This window comes from Rhodococcus sp. 077-4 (assembly GCF_047782425.1).
Lineage (GTDB): Bacteria > Actinomycetota > Actinomycetes > Mycobacteriales > Mycobacteriaceae > Rhodococcoides.
On sequence record NZ_JAJPWC010000004.1, the window covers coordinates 60,658 to 80,378 of the forward strand.

General features: G+C 64.4%; 21 protein-coding genes and 1 tRNA gene. 7 read left to right on the forward strand and 15 right to left on the reverse strand.

The window, feature by feature from the left end; translation table 11 throughout:
- The first annotated feature begins 36 nt into the window (after positions 1 to 36).
- Positions 37 to 621, forward strand: a complete 585-nt coding sequence (locus ACNEOT_RS20690) for a helix-turn-helix domain-containing protein (protein ID WP_415976475.1) — start codon at positions 37 to 39, stop codon at positions 619 to 621.
- A gap of 37 nt (positions 622 to 658) precedes the next feature.
- Here ACNEOT_RS20690 and ACNEOT_RS20695 read toward each other — a convergent pair whose 3' ends face one another.
- Positions 659 to 1,114: an NUDIX domain-containing protein gene (locus ACNEOT_RS20695; RefSeq protein WP_415976477.1), complete on the reverse strand. Its 456-nt coding sequence runs from the start codon at positions 1,112 to 1,114 to the stop codon at positions 659 to 661.
- Positions 1,115 to 1,208: 94 nt separating this feature from the next.
- On the opposite strand from ACNEOT_RS20695, the gene ACNEOT_RS20700 reads away from it, so the two are divergent.
- Both ACNEOT_RS20700 and ACNEOT_RS20705 read left to right on the forward strand, forming a co-directional pair.
- Entirely contained in the window at positions 1,209 to 2,042 is an 834-nt protein-coding gene (locus ACNEOT_RS20700; protein WP_415976478.1) for an oxidoreductase, read from the forward strand.
- A gap of 77 nt (positions 2,043 to 2,119) precedes the next feature.
- A complete protein-coding gene (locus ACNEOT_RS20705; RefSeq protein ID WP_415976480.1) occupies positions 2,120 to 2,761 on the forward strand; it encodes a ScbR family autoregulator-binding transcription factor in 642 nt (213 codons plus the stop codon).
- On the opposite strand, the gene ACNEOT_RS20710 is transcribed toward ACNEOT_RS20705, so the two are convergent.
- Together ACNEOT_RS20710 and ACNEOT_RS20715 are read right to left on the reverse strand one after the other, a co-directional pair.
- Positions 2,739 to 3,653, reverse strand: a complete 915-nt coding sequence (locus tag ACNEOT_RS20710) for an AfsA-related hotdog domain-containing protein (protein WP_415976482.1) — start codon at positions 3,651 to 3,653, stop codon at positions 2,739 to 2,741. The genes ACNEOT_RS20705 and ACNEOT_RS20710 overlap by 23 nt on opposite strands.
- A gap of 257 nt (positions 3,654 to 3,910) precedes the next feature.
- Positions 3,911 to 3,983 (reverse strand) — tRNA-Asn (locus tag ACNEOT_RS20715).
- A 138-nt stretch (positions 3,984 to 4,121) separates the two neighbouring features.
- On the opposite strand from ACNEOT_RS20715, the gene ACNEOT_RS20720 reads away from it, so the two are divergent.
- Positions 4,122 to 4,367 (forward strand): hypothetical protein, encoded by a 246-nt coding sequence (locus tag ACNEOT_RS20720; RefSeq protein ID WP_415976484.1) that lies wholly within the window; start codon positions 4,122 to 4,124, stop codon positions 4,365 to 4,367.
- Here ACNEOT_RS20720 and dnaG read toward each other — a convergent pair.
- The 7 genes from dnaG to ACNEOT_RS20755 all read right to left on the reverse strand — a co-directional run bounded on the left by dnaG (position 4,364) and on the right by ACNEOT_RS20755 (position 11,891).
- Positions 4,364 to 6,280, reverse strand: coding sequence for a DNA primase (gene dnaG, locus ACNEOT_RS20725; protein WP_415976486.1), 1,917 nt, complete (start codon positions 6,278 to 6,280; stop codon positions 4,364 to 4,366). The genes ACNEOT_RS20720 and dnaG overlap by 4 nt on opposite strands.
- A 42-nt stretch (positions 6,281 to 6,322) precedes the next feature.
- The gene (locus ACNEOT_RS20730) at positions 6,323 to 7,597 is read right to left on the reverse strand and encodes a deoxyguanosinetriphosphate triphosphohydrolase (RefSeq protein ID WP_415976488.1); all 1,275 of its coding nucleotides are present in this window, start codon (positions 7,595 to 7,597) and stop codon (positions 6,323 to 6,325) included.
- A complete protein-coding gene (locus tag ACNEOT_RS20735) occupies positions 7,598 to 8,218 on the reverse strand; it encodes a YdcF family protein (protein ID WP_415976715.1) in 621 nt (206 codons plus the stop codon).
- Between the two features lie 151 nt (positions 8,219 to 8,369).
- Positions 8,370 to 8,978, reverse strand: coding sequence for a response regulator (locus ACNEOT_RS20740; protein WP_415976490.1), 609 nt, complete (start codon positions 8,976 to 8,978; stop codon positions 8,370 to 8,372).
- A gap of 12 nt (positions 8,979 to 8,990) precedes the next feature.
- Positions 8,991 to 10,100 carry a sensor histidine kinase gene (locus tag ACNEOT_RS20745; protein ID WP_415976491.1) on the reverse strand — a complete coding sequence of 370 codons (1,110 nt, stop codon included), beginning with the start codon at positions 10,098 to 10,100 and terminating at the stop codon, positions 8,991 to 8,993.
- A 46-nt stretch (positions 10,101 to 10,146) separates the two neighbouring features.
- Entirely contained in the window at positions 10,147 to 10,950 is an 804-nt protein-coding gene (locus tag ACNEOT_RS20750) for an ABC transporter permease (RefSeq protein WP_415976493.1), read from the reverse strand.
- A complete protein-coding gene (locus ACNEOT_RS20755; protein WP_415976495.1) occupies positions 10,947 to 11,891 on the reverse strand; it encodes an ABC transporter ATP-binding protein in 945 nt (314 codons plus the stop codon). Before ACNEOT_RS20755 ends, ACNEOT_RS20750 begins: the two co-directional genes overlap by 4 nt.
- Positions 11,892 to 12,019: 128 nt before the next feature.
- Here ACNEOT_RS20755 and ACNEOT_RS20760 point away from each other — a divergent pair, with 128 nt between their 5' ends.
- A complete protein-coding gene (locus ACNEOT_RS20760) occupies positions 12,020 to 14,101 on the forward strand; it encodes a TPM domain-containing protein (protein WP_415976497.1) in 2,082 nt (693 codons plus the stop codon).
- Between the two features lie 69 nt (positions 14,102 to 14,170).
- On the opposite strand, the gene ACNEOT_RS20765 is transcribed toward ACNEOT_RS20760, so the two are convergent.
- Complete coding sequence (locus ACNEOT_RS20765) at positions 14,171 to 15,556, reverse strand: glycine--tRNA ligase (RefSeq protein WP_415976499.1); 1,386 nt, start codon at positions 15,554 to 15,556, stop codon at positions 14,171 to 14,173.
- A 299-nt stretch (positions 15,557 to 15,855) separates the two neighbouring features.
- Between ACNEOT_RS20765 and ACNEOT_RS20770 the strand changes: the two genes are divergently transcribed.
- Positions 15,856 to 16,194 carry an ArsR/SmtB family transcription factor gene (locus ACNEOT_RS20770; protein ID WP_415976716.1) on the forward strand — a complete coding sequence of 113 codons (339 nt, stop codon included), beginning with the start codon at positions 15,856 to 15,858 and terminating at the stop codon, positions 16,192 to 16,194.
- A complete protein-coding gene (locus ACNEOT_RS20775; RefSeq protein ID WP_415976501.1) occupies positions 16,191 to 16,631 on the forward strand; it encodes a Fur family transcriptional regulator in 441 nt (146 codons plus the stop codon). The genes ACNEOT_RS20770 and ACNEOT_RS20775 overlap by 4 nt, the downstream gene beginning before the upstream one ends.
- 6 nt (positions 16,632 to 16,637) lie before the next feature.
- Here ACNEOT_RS20775 and ACNEOT_RS20780 read toward each other — a convergent pair whose 3' ends face one another.
- From ACNEOT_RS20780 to recO, 4 genes are read right to left on the reverse strand one after another with little or no spacing between them, the layout of a single operon-like run.
- A complete protein-coding gene (locus ACNEOT_RS20780) occupies positions 16,638 to 17,630 on the reverse strand; it encodes an iron-siderophore ABC transporter substrate-binding protein (protein ID WP_415976503.1) in 993 nt (330 codons plus the stop codon).
- 49 nt (positions 17,631 to 17,679) lie between these two features.
- Positions 17,680 to 18,084: a hypothetical protein gene (locus tag ACNEOT_RS20785; protein ID WP_415976505.1), complete on the reverse strand. Its 405-nt coding sequence runs from the start codon at positions 18,082 to 18,084 to the stop codon at positions 17,680 to 17,682.
- Positions 18,077 to 18,895 carry an isoprenyl transferase gene (locus tag ACNEOT_RS20790; RefSeq protein ID WP_415976507.1) on the reverse strand — a complete coding sequence of 273 codons (819 nt, stop codon included), beginning with the start codon at positions 18,893 to 18,895 and terminating at the stop codon, positions 18,077 to 18,079. The genes ACNEOT_RS20785 and ACNEOT_RS20790 overlap by 8 nt, the downstream gene beginning before the upstream one ends.
- The gene (recO, locus tag ACNEOT_RS20795; protein WP_415976509.1) at positions 18,852 to 19,685 is read right to left on the reverse strand and encodes a DNA repair protein RecO; all 834 of its coding nucleotides are present in this window, start codon (positions 19,683 to 19,685) and stop codon (positions 18,852 to 18,854) included. The genes ACNEOT_RS20790 and recO overlap by 44 nt, the downstream gene beginning before the upstream one ends.
- Positions 19,686 to 19,721: the final 36 nt, after the last annotated feature.

Genomic DNA, 19,721 nt, shown 5'->3' on the forward strand with positions numbered 1-19,721 from the left:
TAGCAAGAGAACTTGCCGTTATGGCAAGCTGGGAGTGTGACCCCAGACTTCGACGCGGTGCTCGACGCCGTCGGTCCGCGCCTGCGAGCGCTGCGAGCTCACCGGAACATGACCCTCGGTGAAGTAGCGGCATTGTCGGGTATATCCACCAGCACTCTGTCCCGACTCGAATCCGGCCAGCGGCGACCCAATTTGGAGCTGCTTCTCCCGATCGCCCAGATATACGGCGTGCCTCTCGACGATCTCGTCGGCGCTCCACGAACGGGCGACCCTCGCATCCACCTCCGCCCGGTCGAACGTCCGGGAATGGCCGCCGTTCCTCTGACACGCCGCCCCGGTGGTGTCCAGGCTTTCAAGATGGTGCTCTCCGGACGTACCCGCGACAACGAACCGAATCCACAGGTGCACGACGGCTACGAATGGATGTACGTTCTGAATGGAATGCTCAGATTGATATTGGGAGACAACGATTTCGAGATCGGCCCCGGCGAGGCTGTCGAATTCGACACCCACACCCCACATTGGTTCTCCAGCGCCGACGGCAAACCGGTGGAATTTCTGAGTCTTTTCGGGCAGCAAGGCGAGCGAATGCATGTGCGGGCTCAGCCCAAGAAGTTGTGAGGCGGACGAGACCCAGATTGCACGGGCTCGATCCGGCTCAAGAAAACGGTAAGGCGTCGAGAAAGGGGTGCTGCGCGGGAAGCAACTTTGTTCTCGCCTGCGCGAGCGAAAACCATTCGATGCGGTCGACCTCGGGAAACGACTGCATGCGACCGGATTTCGGTGGCCATTCGATCTCGAAGGTGTTGCTCACCGCATTCGAGACGTCCAGGTCCGCTTCGACGCCGAAGGCGATGACGATCTTGCCGCCGCGCTGTGTGACGGTGCCCAGGTCGATGTGTTCTCCGGCCGGCACGTCGACTCCGACCTCCTCGCAAAATTCGCGTTTGGCCGTTGTCCACGGATCTTCGCCGTCGGTGATCAGCCCTTTGACGATCGACCAGGCTCCGTCGTCCTTGCGCGCCCAGAACGGTCCGCCGGGGTGAGCGATCAGGACGTCCGGGCCGTCGGCACCCACGCGATACAACAGAATTCCTGCACTCCTGGCGACCATGCCCTCAGAGTGCCATCAATTCGGTTGCTCTCGGACATCTCGCGTCACTACCGTCATCGCGGCACACGACCACACCGACGGAAGACGGAGCGACATGGACACGATCGGGTCGGACAGGGTCTGGTTCGTTACCGGAGCCAGTTCGGGATTCGGCCGCGAGTTCGTTCGTGCCGCGCTCGACGCGGGTGATCGGGTGGTGTCCACCGCCCGCAGCATCATCGATCTCGAAGGGCCGGAAAGCGATCGGCTGGTTCACGCGCGACTCGACGTGACCGACCAGGAATCGATCGATTCGGCAGTGGCCTACGCTCTCGACCGATTCGGGCGCATCGATGTTCTGGTCAACAACGCCGGTTACGGCCTGCTCGGCGCGTTCGAGGAGATCGACGATTGTCTGTTCCGCGACAACGTCGAGGTCAACTTCTTCGGCCCACTGGCTGTTACCCGGGCGGTACTGCCCTCGATGCGAGCGCGCCGCAGCGGTCACATCGTGCAGATGTCTTCGGTCATCGGCGTGGTTCCCGGACCGGGCGGAACCGCATATGCCGGAACCAAATTCGCGCTCGAAGGGTTCTCGGAAGCCCTCGCCGCGGAGGTGCGACACCTGGGTATCGGTGTCATCATCGTGGAACCGGGCCCGTTTCGTACCGACGCGAGTGGACGGTCGTTGCGGTGGGGAACCCCTCTCGACGACTACGCCGCCCTGATCGGACCGGCGAGAACGGCTTTCGAAGCCACCCACGGAACTCAGCCCGGCGACCCCCGCCGCGGCGTCGATGCGGTCGTAGCAGCGATCTCCTCGGACGCTCCCCCGCTGCGGCTCCCACTGGGCTCGACGTCTTTCGAGTGGATCGAGAACTACCTCCAGGGTCGGCTGGATCAAGCCCGCGCAGTTCGAGCCGTCGGTTCCGACACCGACTTTCTCTGACTCGCGCAGACTCGTATGCAGGGCGAACGTCCTCCCGTCGCCGTGCCGCGGACCCGGCCAGCAGTTATTGTCTACCGATGCAGGAGCGTGCAGCGTCCACCAGGCAGGCCGTACTCGAAGGTGCCGCGGCCAGTTTCGAGAAGTTCGGCTACGGCACAGCGAGTTTGAGCACTATCATCGCCCACGCCGGGGTGAGCAAGGGCGCGATGTACTTCCATTTCTCGTCCAAGGAAGAGTTGGCGCAGGCGGTGATCGACGCGCAATTGACCATGGCGGCGACTGCGAGCGCCCTCATCATCGAGCAGGTCCCGAAAGCGTTGGACGCGTTGATTCTGGTGAGCAAAGAGTTGGGACGTCAGCTGCAGACCGAGTCGATCGCCCGCGGGGGGATGCGGTTGACGCTGGAGTCGGCCATCGTCGACAGCCCCAACGCGCGAGCCTTCGAGGAATGGATCGGCAAGATCGGCGATCTGGCCGTACGTGCTCAGGCCGAGGGCGACATCGTCGACGGCATCGATGCAACCACGCTCGGTCGGTACATCGTCGCGTCGTTCACCGGAGTGCACACGGTGTCCGAGATGCTCACCGGGCGCGCCGATCTGCAGGAGCGACTGACCGAGATGTGGCAGTTGCTCCTACCCGGGGTGGTGCCGCGTCGACGCCTCCCGCGCGTGCGGACGGTTGCCGAAGACGCCCTCAGGGAGTGGAGCGTTCGGTAGGTGCCAACCACGGTTCGGACGTCACCGTGACGGACATCGCCGACAGTATCTCGCCGGAGTGCTCGAACTGGATGCGGAAGACGCCGTCGGTGGAGTTCGGGTCGACCGTCACCGTGCAGGGGTTGGCCCACTCGGCAAATCCCATGAACGACACCTCGCAGGAAGTGAAATCCAGCTCCGGCATTCCGGTCGCCAAGCGCATGGCCTGACGAGCCGCTTCGAGCATCGTGACTCCCGGCAAGTACTCCACCGAATGGTCGAACATCGCGAGGTTCCGCGGGTCCGGCGCGACGACGATGGTCCCGTCGGATGCATGCCGTGCCAGCACGACGTCGGACGGGTCGAGACGTCCGACAGTGGACGGCGAGATCACCTCGGTTCCGGCCGGTAGGTGTCGGAAGTGGGGGTCGGCCATGGTCGACTTGCGAAACTGCGAATACACCTCGGGGCCGATGGTTCGGATCGACGCCGTCCCCGATGCCACGAGATGGGTGCCGTTGAGAAGCCGCGCCGACAACTTCATGCTGTCCATCGACTCGTCGTCGAACGTCACGTCGGTCGTGATCGACTCTGCGACAAGCGAATCGTCGATGTCGTCGACCGACAGCGGATCGAGGATCTCGAACCGGGAATGCTCGATGAACACCACGTGATCGAGTGGCACGCCGTGGTTGACGTGACAGAAGAGACTGATGGCTTGCCGCAGAGCCTCGGCAACCATCAACGAGTCGTGGGTTCGGCGGACCGGTGCGAACATGCGATGCGACGTCGGGAACTGCACGGCTGCCCGATGAGTGCCGTCGACGGTCTCGTAATCGGTCAACAGAACGTCGCCCGGTGACCGCCGATGTACCAGGTGACGCGGAACGGTTGCTGCGTAACTCAAACTCATGGTGCCCCTTAAAACCGACCGACCCGGCTTTTTATAGCACTGGTTGAGCCGTCCGGATCGCACGTCAAGTATGTCGCGGTCGACCGACAAAACCGGCATCCGTTCGAGTGATTCATTCATTCGATATACAGAAAATGCCGTCACGATCTGATAACGGACGCGGACTCTCGGTACCACATCTCCGGTACGTTCTGCCGGACCGGCATCTTGTTCGAACAGCAAAAATCCCCGCCCGGGCGAACCGAACGGGGACTGCGCTCCCCCACCTGGACTCGAACCAGGAACCCTTCGATTAACAGTCGAATGCTCTGCCAATTGAGCTATGGGGGATTACCTCGCGGCGTCACACTCTCGTGCGAGCCGTTGGAAACAATAGCCTACACACCTGGGTCAGTACCAAATCGCCCTGCTCGAGGTTCGTCGGGCAAGATGGAAGAACAGCCGCACGCTCTATGGAAGGACCCACTGATGATTCGTTTGGTACTGGCGGCTGGAGCTGCATATGTGCTCGGAGCCAAGGCCGGACGGGGCCGGTACGAGAAGATTCGCAAGACTGCCAGCGCCGTCGCGTCGAGCCCGGCCACCAAGAAGGCGATCGAAATCGGCCGTCAGAAGCTCTCGGATTCCTTGAACACTCAGCCGCGGCTGGAGCCGATGCAGCCGATCGACGACGAGACCCAGGTCTACGTCCCGCGCGATCAACTTCGGCGCTAACCGACCTCGGCGACACTTCCGACGGCGAGCTCGAGCAGACTGCGGCGGTACTGCTCGAGGGCGATGAGGTCGCCGAACAACGCGTTGTAGTCGTCCGGCTTGTCCACCGGCGACATGCGCTGGAGCTTCGACTTCAGTTCGGCAACCTGCTGGCCGACCCACACTTCTTGCAGCCGTGCGAGCACACCCGAGATGTAGCGGGTCAGAGCGTCGTCGGCCACGCGCATCGGATCCACGGCCAGCTCCGTCACCAGCGACACGACAACGGGATCCTTGGCCTGCTTGGCGACGGCATCGACCCACTCCCCTCCGCCCAGGCCTGCAGCGGTGCCTCCAGCCGCAGCCACCGCGTCGCGCACTGCCGAGTACGCCGGGTGGTGAAAGCTCTCCGGCGGCAGTGAGTCGAACACCGTGCCCGCTACAGCAGGCATCTGCAGGACGGCTTTCAGCGCCTCACGCTGGGGCCACAGCGTCGGATCGGTGGGATTGGGACGCGGCGGCCCTGTTGGGGCCGGAGCCGGAGCTGCCTGACGCTTCTCGAACGGGACGCGTTTGCCGCTCACCTCGCCCCGGGCACCCTTCTTCGCCTCGTCGCGCACCCGAGCGAGCACCATCGCAGTGTCGTCCCAGCCGGTCCACCCGGCGAGCTGCCGGGCGTACTCGTCTCGCAGCGAGGCGTCCTTGATGCGGGCGACCACGGGGACGGTTCGTTTCAACGCTTCGACGCGACCCTCGGGCGTGTCCAGATCATGTTCTCGCAGCAGCGATTTGACGACGAAGGCGAACATCGGGGTGCGTCTGGCGACGAGATCGCGAACGGCGCTGTCGCCGGATTTCAAGCGTAGATCGCACGGGTCCATGCCATCGGGCGCCACGGCGACGAATGTCTGGCCGGCAATCTTTTGATCACCCTCGAAGGCCTTCATCGCGGCGGCCTGGCCTGCGTCGTCTCCGTCGAAGGTGTAGATCACTTCGCCGCGAAAGTAGCTGTCGTCCATCATCAGTCGACGCAACATGGCCAGGTGATCCTCGCCGAATGCCGTTCCGCAGGACGCGACTGCGGTCTTGACGCCTGCCAGATGCATCGCCATCACATCGGTGTAACCCTCGACGATGACGGCCTGATGCGACTTGGCGATCTCCTTGCGCGCGAGGTCGAGTCCGAACAACACCTGAGACTTCTTGTACAGCATGGTTTCCGGGGTGTTGATGTACTTACCCGGCATCGTGTCGTCGTCGAACAGTTTGCGCGCGCCGAAGCCGATGACGTCGCCGCTCTGGCTGCGAATCGGCCACACCAGCCGGCGCCGGAAGCGGTCGATCGGTGTTCCGCGCTTGCCTGGTGTCGCCAACCCCGCGTCGACGATCTCCTTGGCCTCGAAGCCCTTGCCCAGCAAGTGTTTGGTGAGGGTGTCCCAGCCGTCGGGCGCATACCCGCAGCCGTACGCCAATGCGGCGTGGCCGTCGAAGTTGCGCTCGGTGAGGTAGTCCCGCGCGGTCTGGGCGTCGGGACCGCTGAGCCTGCCCGCGTAGAACTCCTGCGCCGCCGCGTTCGCGGCGATCAGGCGCGCTCGGGTGCCGCGGTCACGTTGGACCGATGGCCCTCCGCCCTCGTAGGAGATCGAGTAGTTCAGCCGGTCGGCCAGTTGTTCGACGGCCTCGACGAACGAGATGTGCTCGATCTTCTGGAGGAAGGAGTAGGCGTCACCTCCCTCGCCGCAGCCGAAGCAGTGATAGTGACCGTGGTTGGGGCGGACGTGAAAAGACGGGGATTTCTCGTCGTGGAAGGGGCACAGCCCCTTCATGGAGTCGCCGCCCGCGCGCTTGAGAGAGACGTAGTCGCCCACTATGTCTTCGATCCGTGTGCGTTCGCGAATGGCGGCGATGTCGCGTTCAGGAATTCGGCCGGCCACGAAGCGCAGTCTAGTCCCGATCCGAGACGGGCTCCGAATCGATCAACCCCAGCTGGCCTGAGCTCCCAGTGAGCGTTTGTCGATCAGTTCGAGTCGACTTTCTGTGTACGACGCGATCTGGTCGACGACCACTCGGGTCCGTTCCGCGTCGCTGTCCGCCCGCTGCCACGCGGGCACCAGGATGGGGTCCAGTTCTCCTGGAGCCGAGCGCATCAACCACTCGGCGACGCGATGGATTCGATCGCGTTGGCGCTCCTGACGGATCTTGTGCCCGGCGTCGGACATCACGTACCGCAGCGCCATGGTCTTGAGCAGCGCCACCTCCGAGCCGACGATCGACGGCACCACGAGATCGGCGTCGTATCGACTCAGCGGCGCGGCGCCGTACTTCTCGCGCGTGCCCTCGATGGCGGCGGTGGCGAAGCGCCCGACGAGTTCGCTGGTCATGTGCTTGAGCGCCACGGAGGCGGCGAGGGTGCCGTCGTAGCGTCCGACTGCGACGACGACGGGCATCTGCGACAACCGGTCCGCGGCCTCGATGAGCTCGTCGACGTCGAGTCCCCGAAATTCCGACACTCCGAGCTCGGCGAGAGCGCGTTGCTCGATCGGATCGGACAGCGCACGCAGATCGATTCGGGCGTCTATCACGCCGTCCTCGACATCGTGCACCGAATACGCCACGTCGTCGGACCAGTCCATGGACTGCGCTTCGAGGCACTTGTGCTTGTCGGGTGCGGCGTCACGGACCCAGCCCAGAATGGCGGAGTCGTCGTCGTAGGCACCGAATTTCGCGCCGGGGGCAGGCCTGATCCACGGGTACTTGGTGGCGGCGTCGAGGGAGGCTCGGGTCAGGTTGAGTCCGGCGCTGCGGCCGTCTGCATCGAGAATCTTCGGCTCGAGTCCGGTGAGGATGCGCAGGTTCTGAGCGTTGCCCTCGAACCCACCGCAGTTCTGGGCCACCTCGTCGAGGGCGCGTTCACCGTTGTGTCCGTAGGGCGGGTGGCCGATGTCGTGCGCCAGTCCGGCGAGGTCGACCAGGTCGGGGTCGCTGCCCAGACCTTCGGCAATGCTGCGGCCGATCTGTGCGACCTCGAGCGAGTGCGTCAACCGTGTGCGGGGAGTGTCTCCGTCTCGGGGGCCGGTCACCTGGGTCTTGTCGGCGAGTCGGCGCAGTGCAGCGCAGTGCAACACCCGCGCTCGGTCGCGCGCGAAGGCGCTGCGATGCGAGGCGTTGTCGGCCCCTGCTCGCAGGCCTGCGGTCTTCGGAGGTTCGGTGACGAATCGTTCGACGTCGTGCGCCGAGTATGTGCCGGTCATCTACTGGCCTGCCGTGTAGGAGAAATCTGCGGTGAAGTGGGTCAGCTGGTACCACAGCAGAGCGCCTGTCTCCCTGGCGATTCCGTGCGCCTGGGATTCCCTGGTGTAGACGGCGGGGCCGGTGCGCGTCGGCGAGGTCCATGCGTCGAGCCCGGCATCACGCGCCATGGTTCGGGTGCGCAAGGAATGCCATGGGTCGCTGACCAACACCACCGATGACTTGCCTTGTTCCTGCAATGTGTTGCTCACTGCCTCGATGCTTTCGAGGGTGTCCGAGCCGGTCTCGACCGCCGTGATGGCGTCGGCGGGGACGCCCTGCTCGATCAGGTAGTTGCGGCCCGACGCGGCCTCGGTGAACAGGTCGCCTTCCTGCTTGCCGCCGACGGTGACGATCTCGGGGGCGATTCCCTGTTCGTACAGTGACGCAGCTTGTGTCAGTCGTGCCTCGAACACCGTCGATGGGGTGCCGCTGTACTGCGCGGCACCGAGCACGACGATGGCGTCCGCCGTCGAGTGGTCGTCGATGCGCGCCACCTGCCACACGCGCACTGCCGTTCCGGCGACCAACACCACCGCGATCAGCACCACTCCCGCGACCAACCGACCGGTCCAGCGTCCCAGCGTTCCGAAGAAGCCCAGGCGCTCGGGACCGGGGTCCGGGGCATACCGGTCGTCGTACGGGTCGCCGTACGAATCTCGGTCGAGAGTTGAATTCACTCCTCGAGTTTGCCAGGCCCGTGCGCCTTCGGCGGCCGCGGCGCGCCTCTCGGGTCTACAGCCACCCTCGCGCCTCGGCCACCCGCACCGCCTCGGCACGCGTGCTGGTGCCGGTCTTGCCGATCGCGGACGACAGATGATTGCGGACCGTGCCCTCCGACAGGTGGACTTGCGCAGCGATGGAGCCTGCCGTCCCGCCCGTGGCCGCTGCGCGAAGAACCTCCTGCTCACGCGCAGTAAGAGGCGAGACGCCATCGGTCAGGGTTTCGGTCGCGAGCGCCGGGTCGACCACTCGAAGGCCCATGTGCACGCGTCGAACGGCGTCGGCCAACTGCTTGGCCGGGGTGTCCTTGACCACGAAACCCGAGGCACCCGCATCGATCGCGCGGCGTAGATATCCGGGCCGACCGAACGTGGTGACTATCAACACCCTCGACTGCGGTGCAACCAGCGCCAGTTCGGCAGTGACGTCGATGCCGTTCTTGCCGGGCATCTCCACATCGAGCAGAACGACGTCGGGTCGATGCTCGAGGACGGCCGCAGCGACCTCGTCTCCGCGTCCCACCTCGGCGACGACGTCCAGATCGTGTTCGAGCCCCAACAGTGCGGCGAGAGCGCCGCGCACCAGAGCTTGGTCGTCGGCCAGCAACAGCGTGATGGTCATTGCGCCGTAGTCCTATTCACCGCGTACCTCCACCTTGAATCCACCGGTCGACACCCGGGCGATCGTCAGTGAACCACCCGCTGCGCTCACTCGTTCACCGAGACCGCGAAGTCCGTTGCCACCGGAGTTCTTGTCCTCCGGCCCTACTCCGTCGTCGACGATCGAGATGCTCGACGCCGTCAGCGTCACCCGGCAGTGCCGTGCCTCGGAGTGTCGAACGACGTTGGTCACCGCCTCCCGGAGCACCCAGCCGAACAGTTCTCGGTGTCGCAGTGGCACCACGTCGGCGTCAGCAGGAAGATCGGCATCGATTCCGGCAGCGGTCAATGCAGTTCGTGCACTGGCCAATTCGGTCCCGATATCGATCTGTCGCATGCCTCCGACGGTGCTGCGCACATCGGCGAGCGCCTGTCGGGCGAGGGTTTCCAGTTCGGCGATCTCGACGGCCGCTCGCGCGGGGTCGATCTCGAGCAACCTGCCGGCCAGTTCGGTTTTGACGGTGATGACGGTGAGGGAATGGCCGAGAATGTCGTGCACGTCCCGGCTCATGCGTTCGCGTTCGGCCACGATGGCCAGGTCTGCCAATTGTTGCCTGGCCACGGCGAGTTCGTGGTTGCGCGCAAAGACCTGCGTGATGCCCCATGCAGCGACCGCGCTGATCAGCAATTGGAACGCGAAGAAGTTGTCGGGCTCCCAGGACGTGACGACTCGTGGCACCGCTTCGATGATCACCACCATCACCGCCACCAATGTCCACGCTTGCCGAACCGGCAACGTCATCATCGCCAGCACTGCGATGTAGATGGTCGCGCCGAAGCCGGTGGTTCCGATCAGTGCGCTCATCGCCACGGTCAGTGCCAGCATCGCCCCGAGCGCGATCCACGCCTGCCACACGGGCAGTGGATTTCCGCGGCGGTGGCCGTTTCGAAAGCGCCAGAAGGTGGCGGTGAACACGATTCCGAACCCGAGGATCACGACGATCCCGAATGCTCGCGCCGGCACGGATTCCAACGAGAGAATGCCGTTCAACGGATAGATCAGATAGATCAGCCAGATCGCTCCGAACATCCAGCCGTACCGCCAGACCCGCCCCTCGGGGAGGTCGGCGGTGAACGTGGTCATGTCGCCCACGGTATCCCCGTGGGCGACACGATCAGTGGTTTCGGACTCAGGCACGCTTGGTGTCTTTCCGGAACAGCATCGCCGCGCCGGCGATGAAGATCGTCGCCCAGACCAACAGGTTCAGCGCCGCCACGGCCAGCGTGCCGGATTCGGTTCCGGCGAACGCCGCCCGGGAGACGGTGGCCAAGCCGTACAGCGGGGTGAACTGAGCCAGCACCGGGAACCAGCCGCTGTCACCGAGGGGAACGAACAGTCCTCCCGCCAACGCCAGGAACGCCAGCACCGGTCCGAGGATCTGCATGACGTTCTCCGAGGGCAGCAGGTAGCCCATGAACAGTCCGAATGCCGCGAACACCGCCGAACCGATCCAGGCGATGAGCCCGCTGACGACCCACACCCAAATCGGCATGTCGGCACCGAAGAACGCGGCGACCGCGAATACGACGATTATCGAGGCCGCACCCATCGTCATCGCGACGAGCGTCTTGGTGACGATGTAGGCGACCGGCGACAGGGGCGTCAGGCGAAGTTGCCTACTCCAGCCTTGTGCACGCTCCACCGAGACCATCGCTCCCCCGCTGGTGGTGGAGAGCATCGCGCCGTAGACGGCCATACTGATCGCAATGTAGGCGGTGACGTTTCCGTGGGCGAAGGCGTAGTTCGTCTGATAGTCGGATTGCGTTCCGAAGATCACGAAGAACACCGGCGGCATGGCGAGGGAGAACACCAGCGCGCGCCGATTCCGAAGCAGCCGCCGGATTTCGAGCCTCAGAAAAGTCGGCGAGAAACCGCCCCAGGCAACGGCTCTGGCAGGTGTGTGAGTGGTCGCGGACGGAGTGGTGATTGTCATCGGATGCTCCCGGCAAGTTCGGATTCGGTTGAGTCGTTCTCGGCTGGTTCGTTTTCGGAATCGGTGGTCAGGGCGAGGAACGCGTCCTCGAGGTTGCGCGAGACGATTTCCAGATCGGTCGCATGCGCGTCGTTGAGCAGGTAGCGGGCAACGGCGTCGGAGTCTCGTCCGTGCACGATCACCCGATCGCCACGAGTTTCGACGCGGTCGACTCCGGGCAGAGCCAGCAACATCGACTGGTCGACGCCGGGCAGTGTGGCGGTGACGGTGCGTCCGGCAGCCAGGTTCTTGACCTCTGCGGCGCTTCCGTCGGCGACGATCTTGCCGTGCCGCACCAGCACGATGCGGTCTGCGTAGGCATCGGCTTCGTCGAGGTAGTGGGTTGCGAACAGCACCGTGCGGCCGGTGCTGGCGTCCTGGCGGATGGCGTTCCAGAAGTCGCGACGTCCCTCGACGTCCATGCCGGTGGTCGGCTCGTCCAACACCAGCAGATCGGGATCGGGCAGGAGAGCGAGCGCGAATCGCAACCGCTGCTGTTGTCCGCCGGAGCACTTCGCTACCCGGCGATCTCCGATGTCGGCGATGCCTGCCCGAGTCAGTACCTCCTTCACAGACCGAGTACGAGCGAACAGCGCCGAGGTGAGCTCGACGGTTTCGCGGACGGTCAGATCGCGGAGCAAACCGCCGGTCTGCATGACGGCCGAGATTCGGCCCTGGGCAATGGCGTCGGCCGGGGTTCCCCCGAACACCGAGACCGAACCTGTGGTCGGTGCGGCCAGGCCGAGCATCATGTCGATCGTCGTCGTCTTTCCTGCCCCGTTGGGTCCGAGAAATGCGACGACTTCGCCCGGTTCGATGGACAGGCTGAGCCCGTCGACCGCCCGGACCGAGCCGTAGGTCTTGGTGACGTTGCGCAGTTCGACTGCCTTCGTTGTGGTCATGGGAATTACTCTGCTGCGTCCGGCCGACTCCCCCCTCGTCCGAGCGTCACGATTACGAGGTGACAACTGTCATGGATCCACATCGACCTGCTCGATCTCCTTGCCGCGCAGCCGGTAGATTTCAGCGCATGGCAGTCCAGCACCGGCGGCACAGCAGCGCCACAGAGGTCCGAAGCACAGTAGTTCGACGCTCGGTCGTCCGAAGGTCGGTCCGTCGATTTCGCCGCGTCGCCGCTGTGGGGGCTCTGACCACCTTCGCAGCGGTCTTGCTCGCGCCGGGGGTTGCCTCCGCAGAGGCTCCTTCGCGACTGGCCACACAGCTCACCGACAACGTGCAGGCCCTCGACGCGGATTCGATGGCCGAGGTGCAGACGTCGATCGACGACCTCTACGGCAACAGCCAGTTGCGGTTGTGGGTCACCTACGTCGCAGATTTCGACAATATGTCGGCGGAGAGTTGGGCCGAACAGACGTACCAGCGAAGCGACCTGGGCCAGCGTGACGTTCTGCTCGCCGTGGCCACCGTCGATCGCTCGTACTACCTCGGCGTCAATACCGGTCTGTCGCAGATCACCACCTCCGAGCAGGACGATATTCGCGTCAACGACGTCGAACCCGCACTGGGCGACGAGGATTGGTCGGGAGCTGCCATCGCGGCCGCAGGCGCACTCGGCGAGGCCTATGCGTCGAGCGGCAGCAGTGGATCGTCCGCGCCACTGTTGATCGGCGTCGGCGTACTGGCCGTGGCAGGCGGCGGAGCTGTCGTCTACTCCTCGCGGCGCAAGAAAGCCCGCGTCGCGGCCGAGGTCGAGGCGGTAACGAAGATCGACCCGAGCGACCCGAGTGCTCTGGCCCAGTTCCCGATCGACGTGCTCGACACCCGCGCCAAGGAAGTTCTGATCGAGACCGACAACGCGGTGCGCGCCAGCGAAGAGGAATTGAACCTCGCCCGAGGCGAATTCGGAGACGCCGCGGCTGCGCCGTTCATCACCGCCTACGACAACGCCAAGAAGGCCCTGGCGTCGGCCTTCGAGATTCGTCAACGCCTCGACGATGCCATTCCCGAAACTCCCGATCAGCGACGGGCGATGCTCGTCGAGATAATCTCCTCGTGTGGGCAGGCCGATCGTGAACTCGATTCGCGTGTCGAGGAATTCGACGGATTCCGCGACCTGGTGATGAATGCCGGGTCGCATCTCGACGAGCTCACCCAGGCAATCATCGGGTTGACGGTGAGGATTCCGCAATCGGAAACCCTTCTTGCGCAACTGCATTCGGAATTCTCCGAGACGGCACTGCGATCCATCGCAGACAACGTCACGATGGCCAAGGACCGCCTGGCTCTGGCCGAGCAGAACATCGAGGCCGGCCGCACCGCGGCAGCGCTCCCACCCGGCAAGCAGGGTCCGGCCGTCACCGCGATTCGTACGGCCGAACGAGCCGTCGACCAGGCCAAGACATTGCTCGACGGCGTCGACCATGCTCGTGACGACATCAGGCACGCCATCGCCACGCTGCCCGACGCCATCGCGGACGTCCGCCGCGACATCGACCAGGCTCGCGGCCTGGTCGAGCACGGTGGTGCGGAACTGCAATCGGCCATGACCGCTGCACAGACGGCGCTGAAGAACGCTGAGACGGCGCAGTCCTCGGACCCACTCGGCAGTTACACCGCGCTCGCCGAAGCCGATGCCGAACTCGAGAAGATCGTCGACGAGGCCTCGGCCGAAAAGGCTGCAGAGGACCAGCTGCGGGCACGTCTGGATCGCGATATCGCAGCCGCTCAGGCGCAGATCACCGCTGCCGCGGATTACATCTCGACGCGTCGAGGCGGCGTCGGAGCCGATGCCAGAACGCGCCTGTCCGAGGCCGAACGGCATCTCGGTGCTGCTCGACAGCTCGAACCGGAGAATCCCGACGAAGCTCTCAAGCATGCGCACGCCGCCAGCCAATTGGCCTCGCGCGCATCGCAGATCGCTCAGTCGGATGTGCAGAACTGGGAGAACCGCCACGGGCCACGCGGCGGCGGCTTCGGCGGGGGCAGCGGCGGCGGCAACATCGCGGGCGCAGTGCTCGGCGGCATCCTGATCAACAGCGTCCTACGTGGCGGCGGGGGCGGCGGCTTCGGTGGTGGATTCGGCGGTGGCGGCGGCTTCGGCGGCGGTGGCGGAGGAGGCGGCGGCTTCGGTGGTGGCGGCGGCCGCTTCTGAATCTCCACCGATAGACGACAAGGGCCCGATCTCACGAAGAGATCGGGCCCTGTCGGTTACGTGAGGCTCTTACGCCCCGATCAGCCGAGACGCGATGTAACCCTCGACCTGATCGAGAGCGACGCGCTCCTGCGCCATCGTGTCGCGTTCACGAATGGTGACGGCGTGATCGTCGAGGGTGTCGAAGTCGACGGTGATGCAGAACGGGGTGCCGATCTCGTCCTGACGACGGTAGCGGCGACCGATGGCTCCGGCGTCGTCGAATTCGACGTTCCAGTACTGACGTAGTTGCTGCGCAAGATCTTTCGCCTTGGGTGTCAGGTCCGCGTTACGCGAGAGCGGGAGCACCGCAACCTTCACCGGTGCCAGACGACGATCGAGCTTGAGCACAACCCGCTTGTCGACGCCACCCTTGGCATTGGGGGCCTCGTCCTCGCTGTACGCGTCGACGAGGAACGCCATCAGCGAACGCGTCAGACCGGCTGCAGGTTCGATGACGTACGGCGTGTAGCGGGTGTCGGTGGCCTGCTCGTAGTAGCTCAGGTCCTGGCCCGACGCCTTCGAGTGCACCGAGAGATCGTAGTCGGTGCGGTTCGCGACGCCTTCGAGCTCGCCCCACGCACTGCCCTGGAAACCGAACTTGTACTCGATGTCGACGGTGCGCTTGGAGTAGTGCGACAGCTTCTCCTTGGCGTGCTCGTAGAGCCGCAGGTTCTCCGGGTCGATACCGAGGTCGGTGTACCACTTCATGCGGTAATCGATCCAGTACTGGTGCCACTCGTCGTCCTCGCCCGGCTTGACGAAGAACTCCATCTCCATCTGCTCGAACTCGCGAGTTCGGAAGATGAAGTTTCCGGGGGTGATCTCGTTGCGGAAGCTCTTGCCGATCTGGCCGATGCCGAACGGCGGCTTCTTGCGCGAGGTGGTCAACACGTTGGCGAAGTTGACGAAGATGCCCTGCGCAGTCTCGGGACGCAAGTAGTGCAGGCCCTCTTCGTTGTCGACCGGGCCGAGGAAGGTCTTGAGCAGGCCCGAGAATGCGCGCGGTTCGGTCCACGAGCCGGGCTCACCGGTCTCGGGATCGCGGATGTCGGCCAGGCCGTTCTCCGGCGGGTGGCCGTGCTTCTCCTCGTACGCCTCGATGAGGTGGTCGGCGCGGTAGCGCTTGTGCGTGTGCAGCGACTCCACCAACGGATCGGAGAACGTCTCGACGTGGCCCGATGCCTCCCACACCTGACGTGGCAGGATCACCGAGGAGTCCAGCCCGACGGTATCGTCGCGGCTGGTGATCATGTTGCGCCACCACTGCTTCTTGATGTTCTCCTTGAGCTCGACGCCCAGCGGACCGTAGTCCCAGGCCGACTTGGTACCGCCGTAGATCTCGCCGCACGGGTAGACGAGGCCTCTGCGCTTGGCGAGGTTGGCGACGGTTTCGACTTTGGACTTGGGTGCCACTGGCGGAGCTCTCCATCTTCGGTTACATCGTGTAAGAGGTGACATCGGCGGTTTTCGCCCTGATCAGACTATCTGGCTCGGCAACCGAATCCGAACAGCGGTCGGGGGCGAAATTGACATGCGTACCTGTGCATATCACAATGAATATGATTTGCAATAACGATTACTGCACTAACCTGGTGCCGAGACGAACGATCGTGCAGGGAGAATTGGCCGGCGGCAAGCCGGTCACAGAAGGAGCCGCAACCGTGTCCAGTGTGGAAACAGACTCGACCCACCTGCAGGACCCGGAGCATCAGATGCATTCGGAGGATCCGTTTGCCGTCGCTCCCCCGGCTCCGATGCCGTCGAAGGAAATTCTCACTGCCGCCGGTGACATCCTGCGTGCGCTCGCGGCACCGGTGCGCATCGCCATCGTTCTGCAGCTACGCGAGTCGGAGCGATGCGTCCACGAGCTCGTCGTCGCCCTCGGTGTCACGCAACCCTTGATCAGCCAGCACCTTCGGGTACTCAAGGCGGCGGGCGTAGTGCGTGGAGAACGCAACGGTCGCGAGGTCCTGTACCGATTGGTCGACGATCACCTCTCCCACATCGTCGTCGACGCCGTGGCCCACGCCGAGGAAGGCCGGAACCTGTGACCGACAAGTCCACCGACACCGCCACAACGAGACGACCCGTCGTCGTCGGAGTGCGGGCCACCAAGCAGCGCAGCGCGATCTCGGATCTGTTGGACACGATCGAGGAGTTCAAGTCCGCACAGGATCTGCACGACGAATTGCGCAGGCGCGGTGAAGGAATCGGCCTCACCACCGTCTATCGCACGCTCCAGACCTTGGCCGACGCCGGAACTGTCGACGTGCTGCGCACCGACAACGGCGAGTCGGTCTACCGGCGCTGCTCCTCGGGCCATCACCATCACCTGGTGTGCCGCTCGTGCGGCTTCACCGTCGAGGTCGAAGGCCCCACCGTCGAAAAGTGGTCACAGAGCGTCGCCGAATCCAACGGATTCACCGATGTCAGCCACACCATCGAGATATTCGGCACCTGCAGTCAGTGCAGCGCCGCCGCTCGCTGACTGCGTTCAGGCAACAGCCTGGGAGACGCGAGGCACCAATGCGTCGATGGCGAACGGAATCGACAGCACAGAGTTGTACGTGATCGCTCCACGCTGATTGGTGGACAACGGAACGATCGCATCGCGCCGTGCAGCATCGAGCGTTCCGAAAATCGGGTTCTCCGCCACCACGTCGATGTCGTCGCCGGTACCGAGATAGAGCACCAGGTCCGCGTCGAGCATCGAGATGTTCTCGGACGAGACCGGAACGAAGAAGTTGGTGCCGTCGTCCTTGGCGCGGATCGATTCCGGGACCTCGAAGCCCAGCGAAGTGACGAATGTGCCGCGGGCATCACCGGGTAGGTATGCGCCGAACTGGCCGTCGTACGGAAGTACCACTGCTGCAGTCTTACCCGAGAACTCGGGGTGGTCGTTTCGAACCTGTTCGAGCGCATCGTCGGTCTGCGCGTTCAACTGCTCGCCGCGGTCGCGTTCACCCATCGCCCGAGCGATGGTGTCGGTGGCCACCTCACGATCGACGGCATAGGCCGCCGACCCTGCAGGGCGAGCGACGGTCGGCGCGATGTCGCTGAGCCTGGCGTAGGTCGCCTCGTCGAAACCCGCGTTGAGCCCGGTGATCAGATCCGGTGCCAGAGAGGCGATCAGCTCGAAGTTCGGCTCGGACTCCGATCCGAGCAGCGTCAAAGGCGCATCGCCGACCAACTCGTCGGTCCACGGGCCCAGTCCGGTCTCGTAGAAGGTGTATCCGGTATTTCCGACGGGAACGGTGCCGAGCGCGATGACCGCATCGGCGTCGGACACCCCGAGTGTGACGATGCGCGTCGGCTTCTCGGTGATGGTCGTGCTGCCGTAGATGTGATCGATGACGACCGGAAACGCACCGTCCGCCGTCTGTGTCGCCGTCTCTTCGGGGTCTGCCGCAGAACAGGCCGTCACGGATGCGCCGAGGGCGACCACCGCCACCAGCGCCGTCAGCATTCGGGTCCACCGCACAGTCATCGCATCCGCCTCTACTGGAAGTAAGTACAGGCAAACCTTAGCTGACGATTCAGGGCAGCAGGCCCTCGCGCGCCTTCTCGACTCCGGCGAGAACCAGGATGAGCATTGTCAGCATCGCCTCGTCGTCCAAACCGTTGGCCGGAAAGGTGTAGCGCAGCAACACATCCGCGAGTTTGTCGTGGGTGTTGACCGAGATCGCGCCGAACTGTGAATCCGCATTGCGGTCGGCGACCTTCTTGTGCAGAGCCGGCTTGAGCGGCCGGTCCCAGGCCAATACCGCGGTGAGCGAGAGCACCTCGAGTTCGGGCGAGAGCGCAACAGCGCGTAGCGAGCACAACGCGCCCGCATAATCGAACCCCAGTGAGCCTTCCTCACCGAGCGTTACCGTGGCGAACTGCGAGAGCGCCAACTGTGCGCGGGCCTGCAGGGTCAGGCCCGATACCTCGTCACTCATATTTCACTCCGCCGAATCGTCGGTCTCGCGAGGCGAATTCGATGCATGCCTCCCAGAGATCCCGACGGTCGAAGTCCGGGAACAGCTTCTTCTGGAACACGAACTCCGCGTAGGCGGATTGCCACAGCAAGAAGTTCGACGTTCTCTGCTCCCCCGACGGACGCAGGAACAGATCCACGTCGGGCATATCCGACTCGTCGAGGTACTTGGCGACGGTGGCCTCGGTGATCTTCTCGGGATTCAGCTTGCCCGCCGCCACCTGGCGAGCGATTTCCCTTGTGGCATCGGCGATCTCGGCTCGACCACCGTAATTGACGCACATCGTCAATGTCATCACGGTGTTGCGTTTCGTCAACTCCTCGGCAACTTCGAGTTCCTTGATGACGCTGCCCCACAACCTGGGTCGACGGCCTGCCCAGCGGACCCGGACGCCCATCTCGTTCATCTCGTCGCGTCGACGACGAATGACGTCACGGTTGAAGCCCATCAGAAATTTGACCTCGTCCGGACTACGCTTCCAGTTCTCGGTCGAGAATGCGTACGCGGAGAGCCACTTGACCCCGATCTCGATGCACCCGCAGACGGTGTCCATGAGCACCGCTTCACCCTGCTCGTGCCCCGCGGTGCGCGGCAGACCACGATCCTGTGCCCATCGACCGTTGCCGTCCATCACCAGCGCGACGTGGCGAGGAATCAGTTCCGGCTGCAGGATCGGCGGCCGCGCCCCCGAGGGATGCGGATCGGGAGGGCGCACTGCCGACTGTTCGTCAGGCCGGGGTTGCGGCTCTCGTCGTCGAATCACGGTCCCCATCCTGCCCGACGGTGTCGGCGAACACGGAGTCAGGTTGCGCCAGCGGCACCTGATGCGGATGCGAGCGTTCGATGAGCGGAAGTGTGCGCAGCTGCCGTTCCAGGTGCCATTGCAGATGCGCCGCCACCAGTCCACTGGCCTGCTTGCGGACCGCATCGGAGGTGGTGACGGTGTACTCCCACTCACCCCGCTCGAGCGCGACCATCAGGTCGAGAACACCGGTCGAGGGCGTCGCCGATCCCGGTGGTCGGCAATGGACGCACACCGCTCCGCCTGCAGCGACGTGGAATGCTCGGTGTGGCCCGACCGCTGCGCACCGAGCGCAGTCGGTCAGCGCGGGAGCCCATCCGGCGAAGCCCATCGCGCGCAGCAGATATGCGTCGAGCACCAGTTCGGGAGGCCGGATGTGCTGTGCGAGGGCGCGGAGGGCACCGACGGTCAGCTGATGCAGTCGCTGCGCGGGTGCATGTTCTTCACCCGCCAGCCGTTCGGCGGTTTCGAGAACGGCGCAGCCGGTGGTGTATCGGCCGTAATCGGCAACGATGTCTCCACCGAAAGCGTCGACCGTGTGCACCTGAGTCACGATGTCGAGGTTGCGTCCGGGATAGAGCAGGACATCGATGTGCGCAAAAGGCTCCAGCCGCGCACCGAACTTGGACTTGGTGCGGCGAACCCCCTTGGCGACGGCCCGAACGATCCCGTTCTCCCTGGTCAACAACGTGACGATGCGATCGGCCTCACCCAGCTTGTGCTGGCGCAGGACGACTGCGTTGTCACGGTATGGCCTCACGTACTCCAGTGTCCCACGCGCGCAGCGGTTATGACC

What these genes read in the sequence shown, in the direction of transcription:
- ACNEOT_RS20695 (WP_415976477.1), bottom strand. Translation starts at nt 1,114, where the DNA reads ATGGTCGCCAGGAGTGCAGGAATTCTGTTGTATCGCGTGGGTGCCGAC.
- ACNEOT_RS20700 (WP_415976478.1), top strand. Translation starts at nt 1,209, where the DNA reads ATGGACACGATCGGGTCGGACAGGGTCTGGTTCGTTACCGGAGCCAGT.
- ACNEOT_RS20705 (WP_415976480.1), top strand. Translation starts at nt 2,120, where the DNA reads ATGCAGGAGCGTGCAGCGTCCACCAGGCAGGCCGTACTCGAAGGTGCC.
- ACNEOT_RS20710 (WP_415976482.1), bottom strand. Translation starts at nt 3,653, where the DNA reads ATGAGTTTGAGTTACGCAGCAACCGTTCCGCGTCACCTGGTACATCGG.
- ACNEOT_RS20720 (WP_415976484.1), top strand. Translation starts at nt 4,122, where the DNA reads ATGATTCGTTTGGTACTGGCGGCTGGAGCTGCATATGTGCTCGGAGCC.
- ACNEOT_RS20730 (WP_415976488.1), bottom strand. Translation starts at nt 7,597, where the DNA reads ATGACCGGCACATACTCGGCGCACGACGTCGAACGATTCGTCACCGAA.
- ACNEOT_RS20740 (WP_415976490.1), bottom strand. Translation starts at nt 8,978, where the DNA reads ATGACCATCACGCTGTTGCTGGCCGACGACCAAGCTCTGGTGCGCGGC.
- ACNEOT_RS20745 (WP_415976491.1), bottom strand. Translation starts at nt 10,100, where the DNA reads ATGACCACGTTCACCGCCGACCTCCCCGAGGGGCGGGTCTGGCGGTAC.
- ACNEOT_RS20750 (WP_415976493.1), bottom strand. Translation starts at nt 10,950, where the DNA reads ATGACAATCACCACTCCGTCCGCGACCACTCACACACCTGCCAGAGCC.
- ACNEOT_RS20755 (WP_415976495.1), bottom strand. Translation starts at nt 11,891, where the DNA reads ATGACCACAACGAAGGCAGTCGAACTGCGCAACGTCACCAAGACCTAC.
- ACNEOT_RS20760 (WP_415976497.1), top strand. Translation starts at nt 12,020, where the DNA reads ATGGCAGTCCAGCACCGGCGGCACAGCAGCGCCACAGAGGTCCGAAGC.
- ACNEOT_RS20770 (WP_415976716.1), top strand. Translation starts at nt 15,856, where the DNA reads ATGCATTCGGAGGATCCGTTTGCCGTCGCTCCCCCGGCTCCGATGCCG.
- ACNEOT_RS20780 (WP_415976503.1), bottom strand. Translation starts at nt 17,630, where the DNA reads ATGACTGTGCGGTGGACCCGAATGCTGACGGCGCTGGTGGCGGTGGTC.
- ACNEOT_RS20785 (WP_415976505.1), bottom strand. Translation starts at nt 18,084, where the DNA reads ATGAGTGACGAGGTATCGGGCCTGACCCTGCAGGCCCGCGCACAGTTG.
- ACNEOT_RS20790 (WP_415976507.1), bottom strand. Translation starts at nt 18,895, where the DNA reads ATGGGGACCGTGATTCGACGACGAGAGCCGCAACCCCGGCCTGACGAA.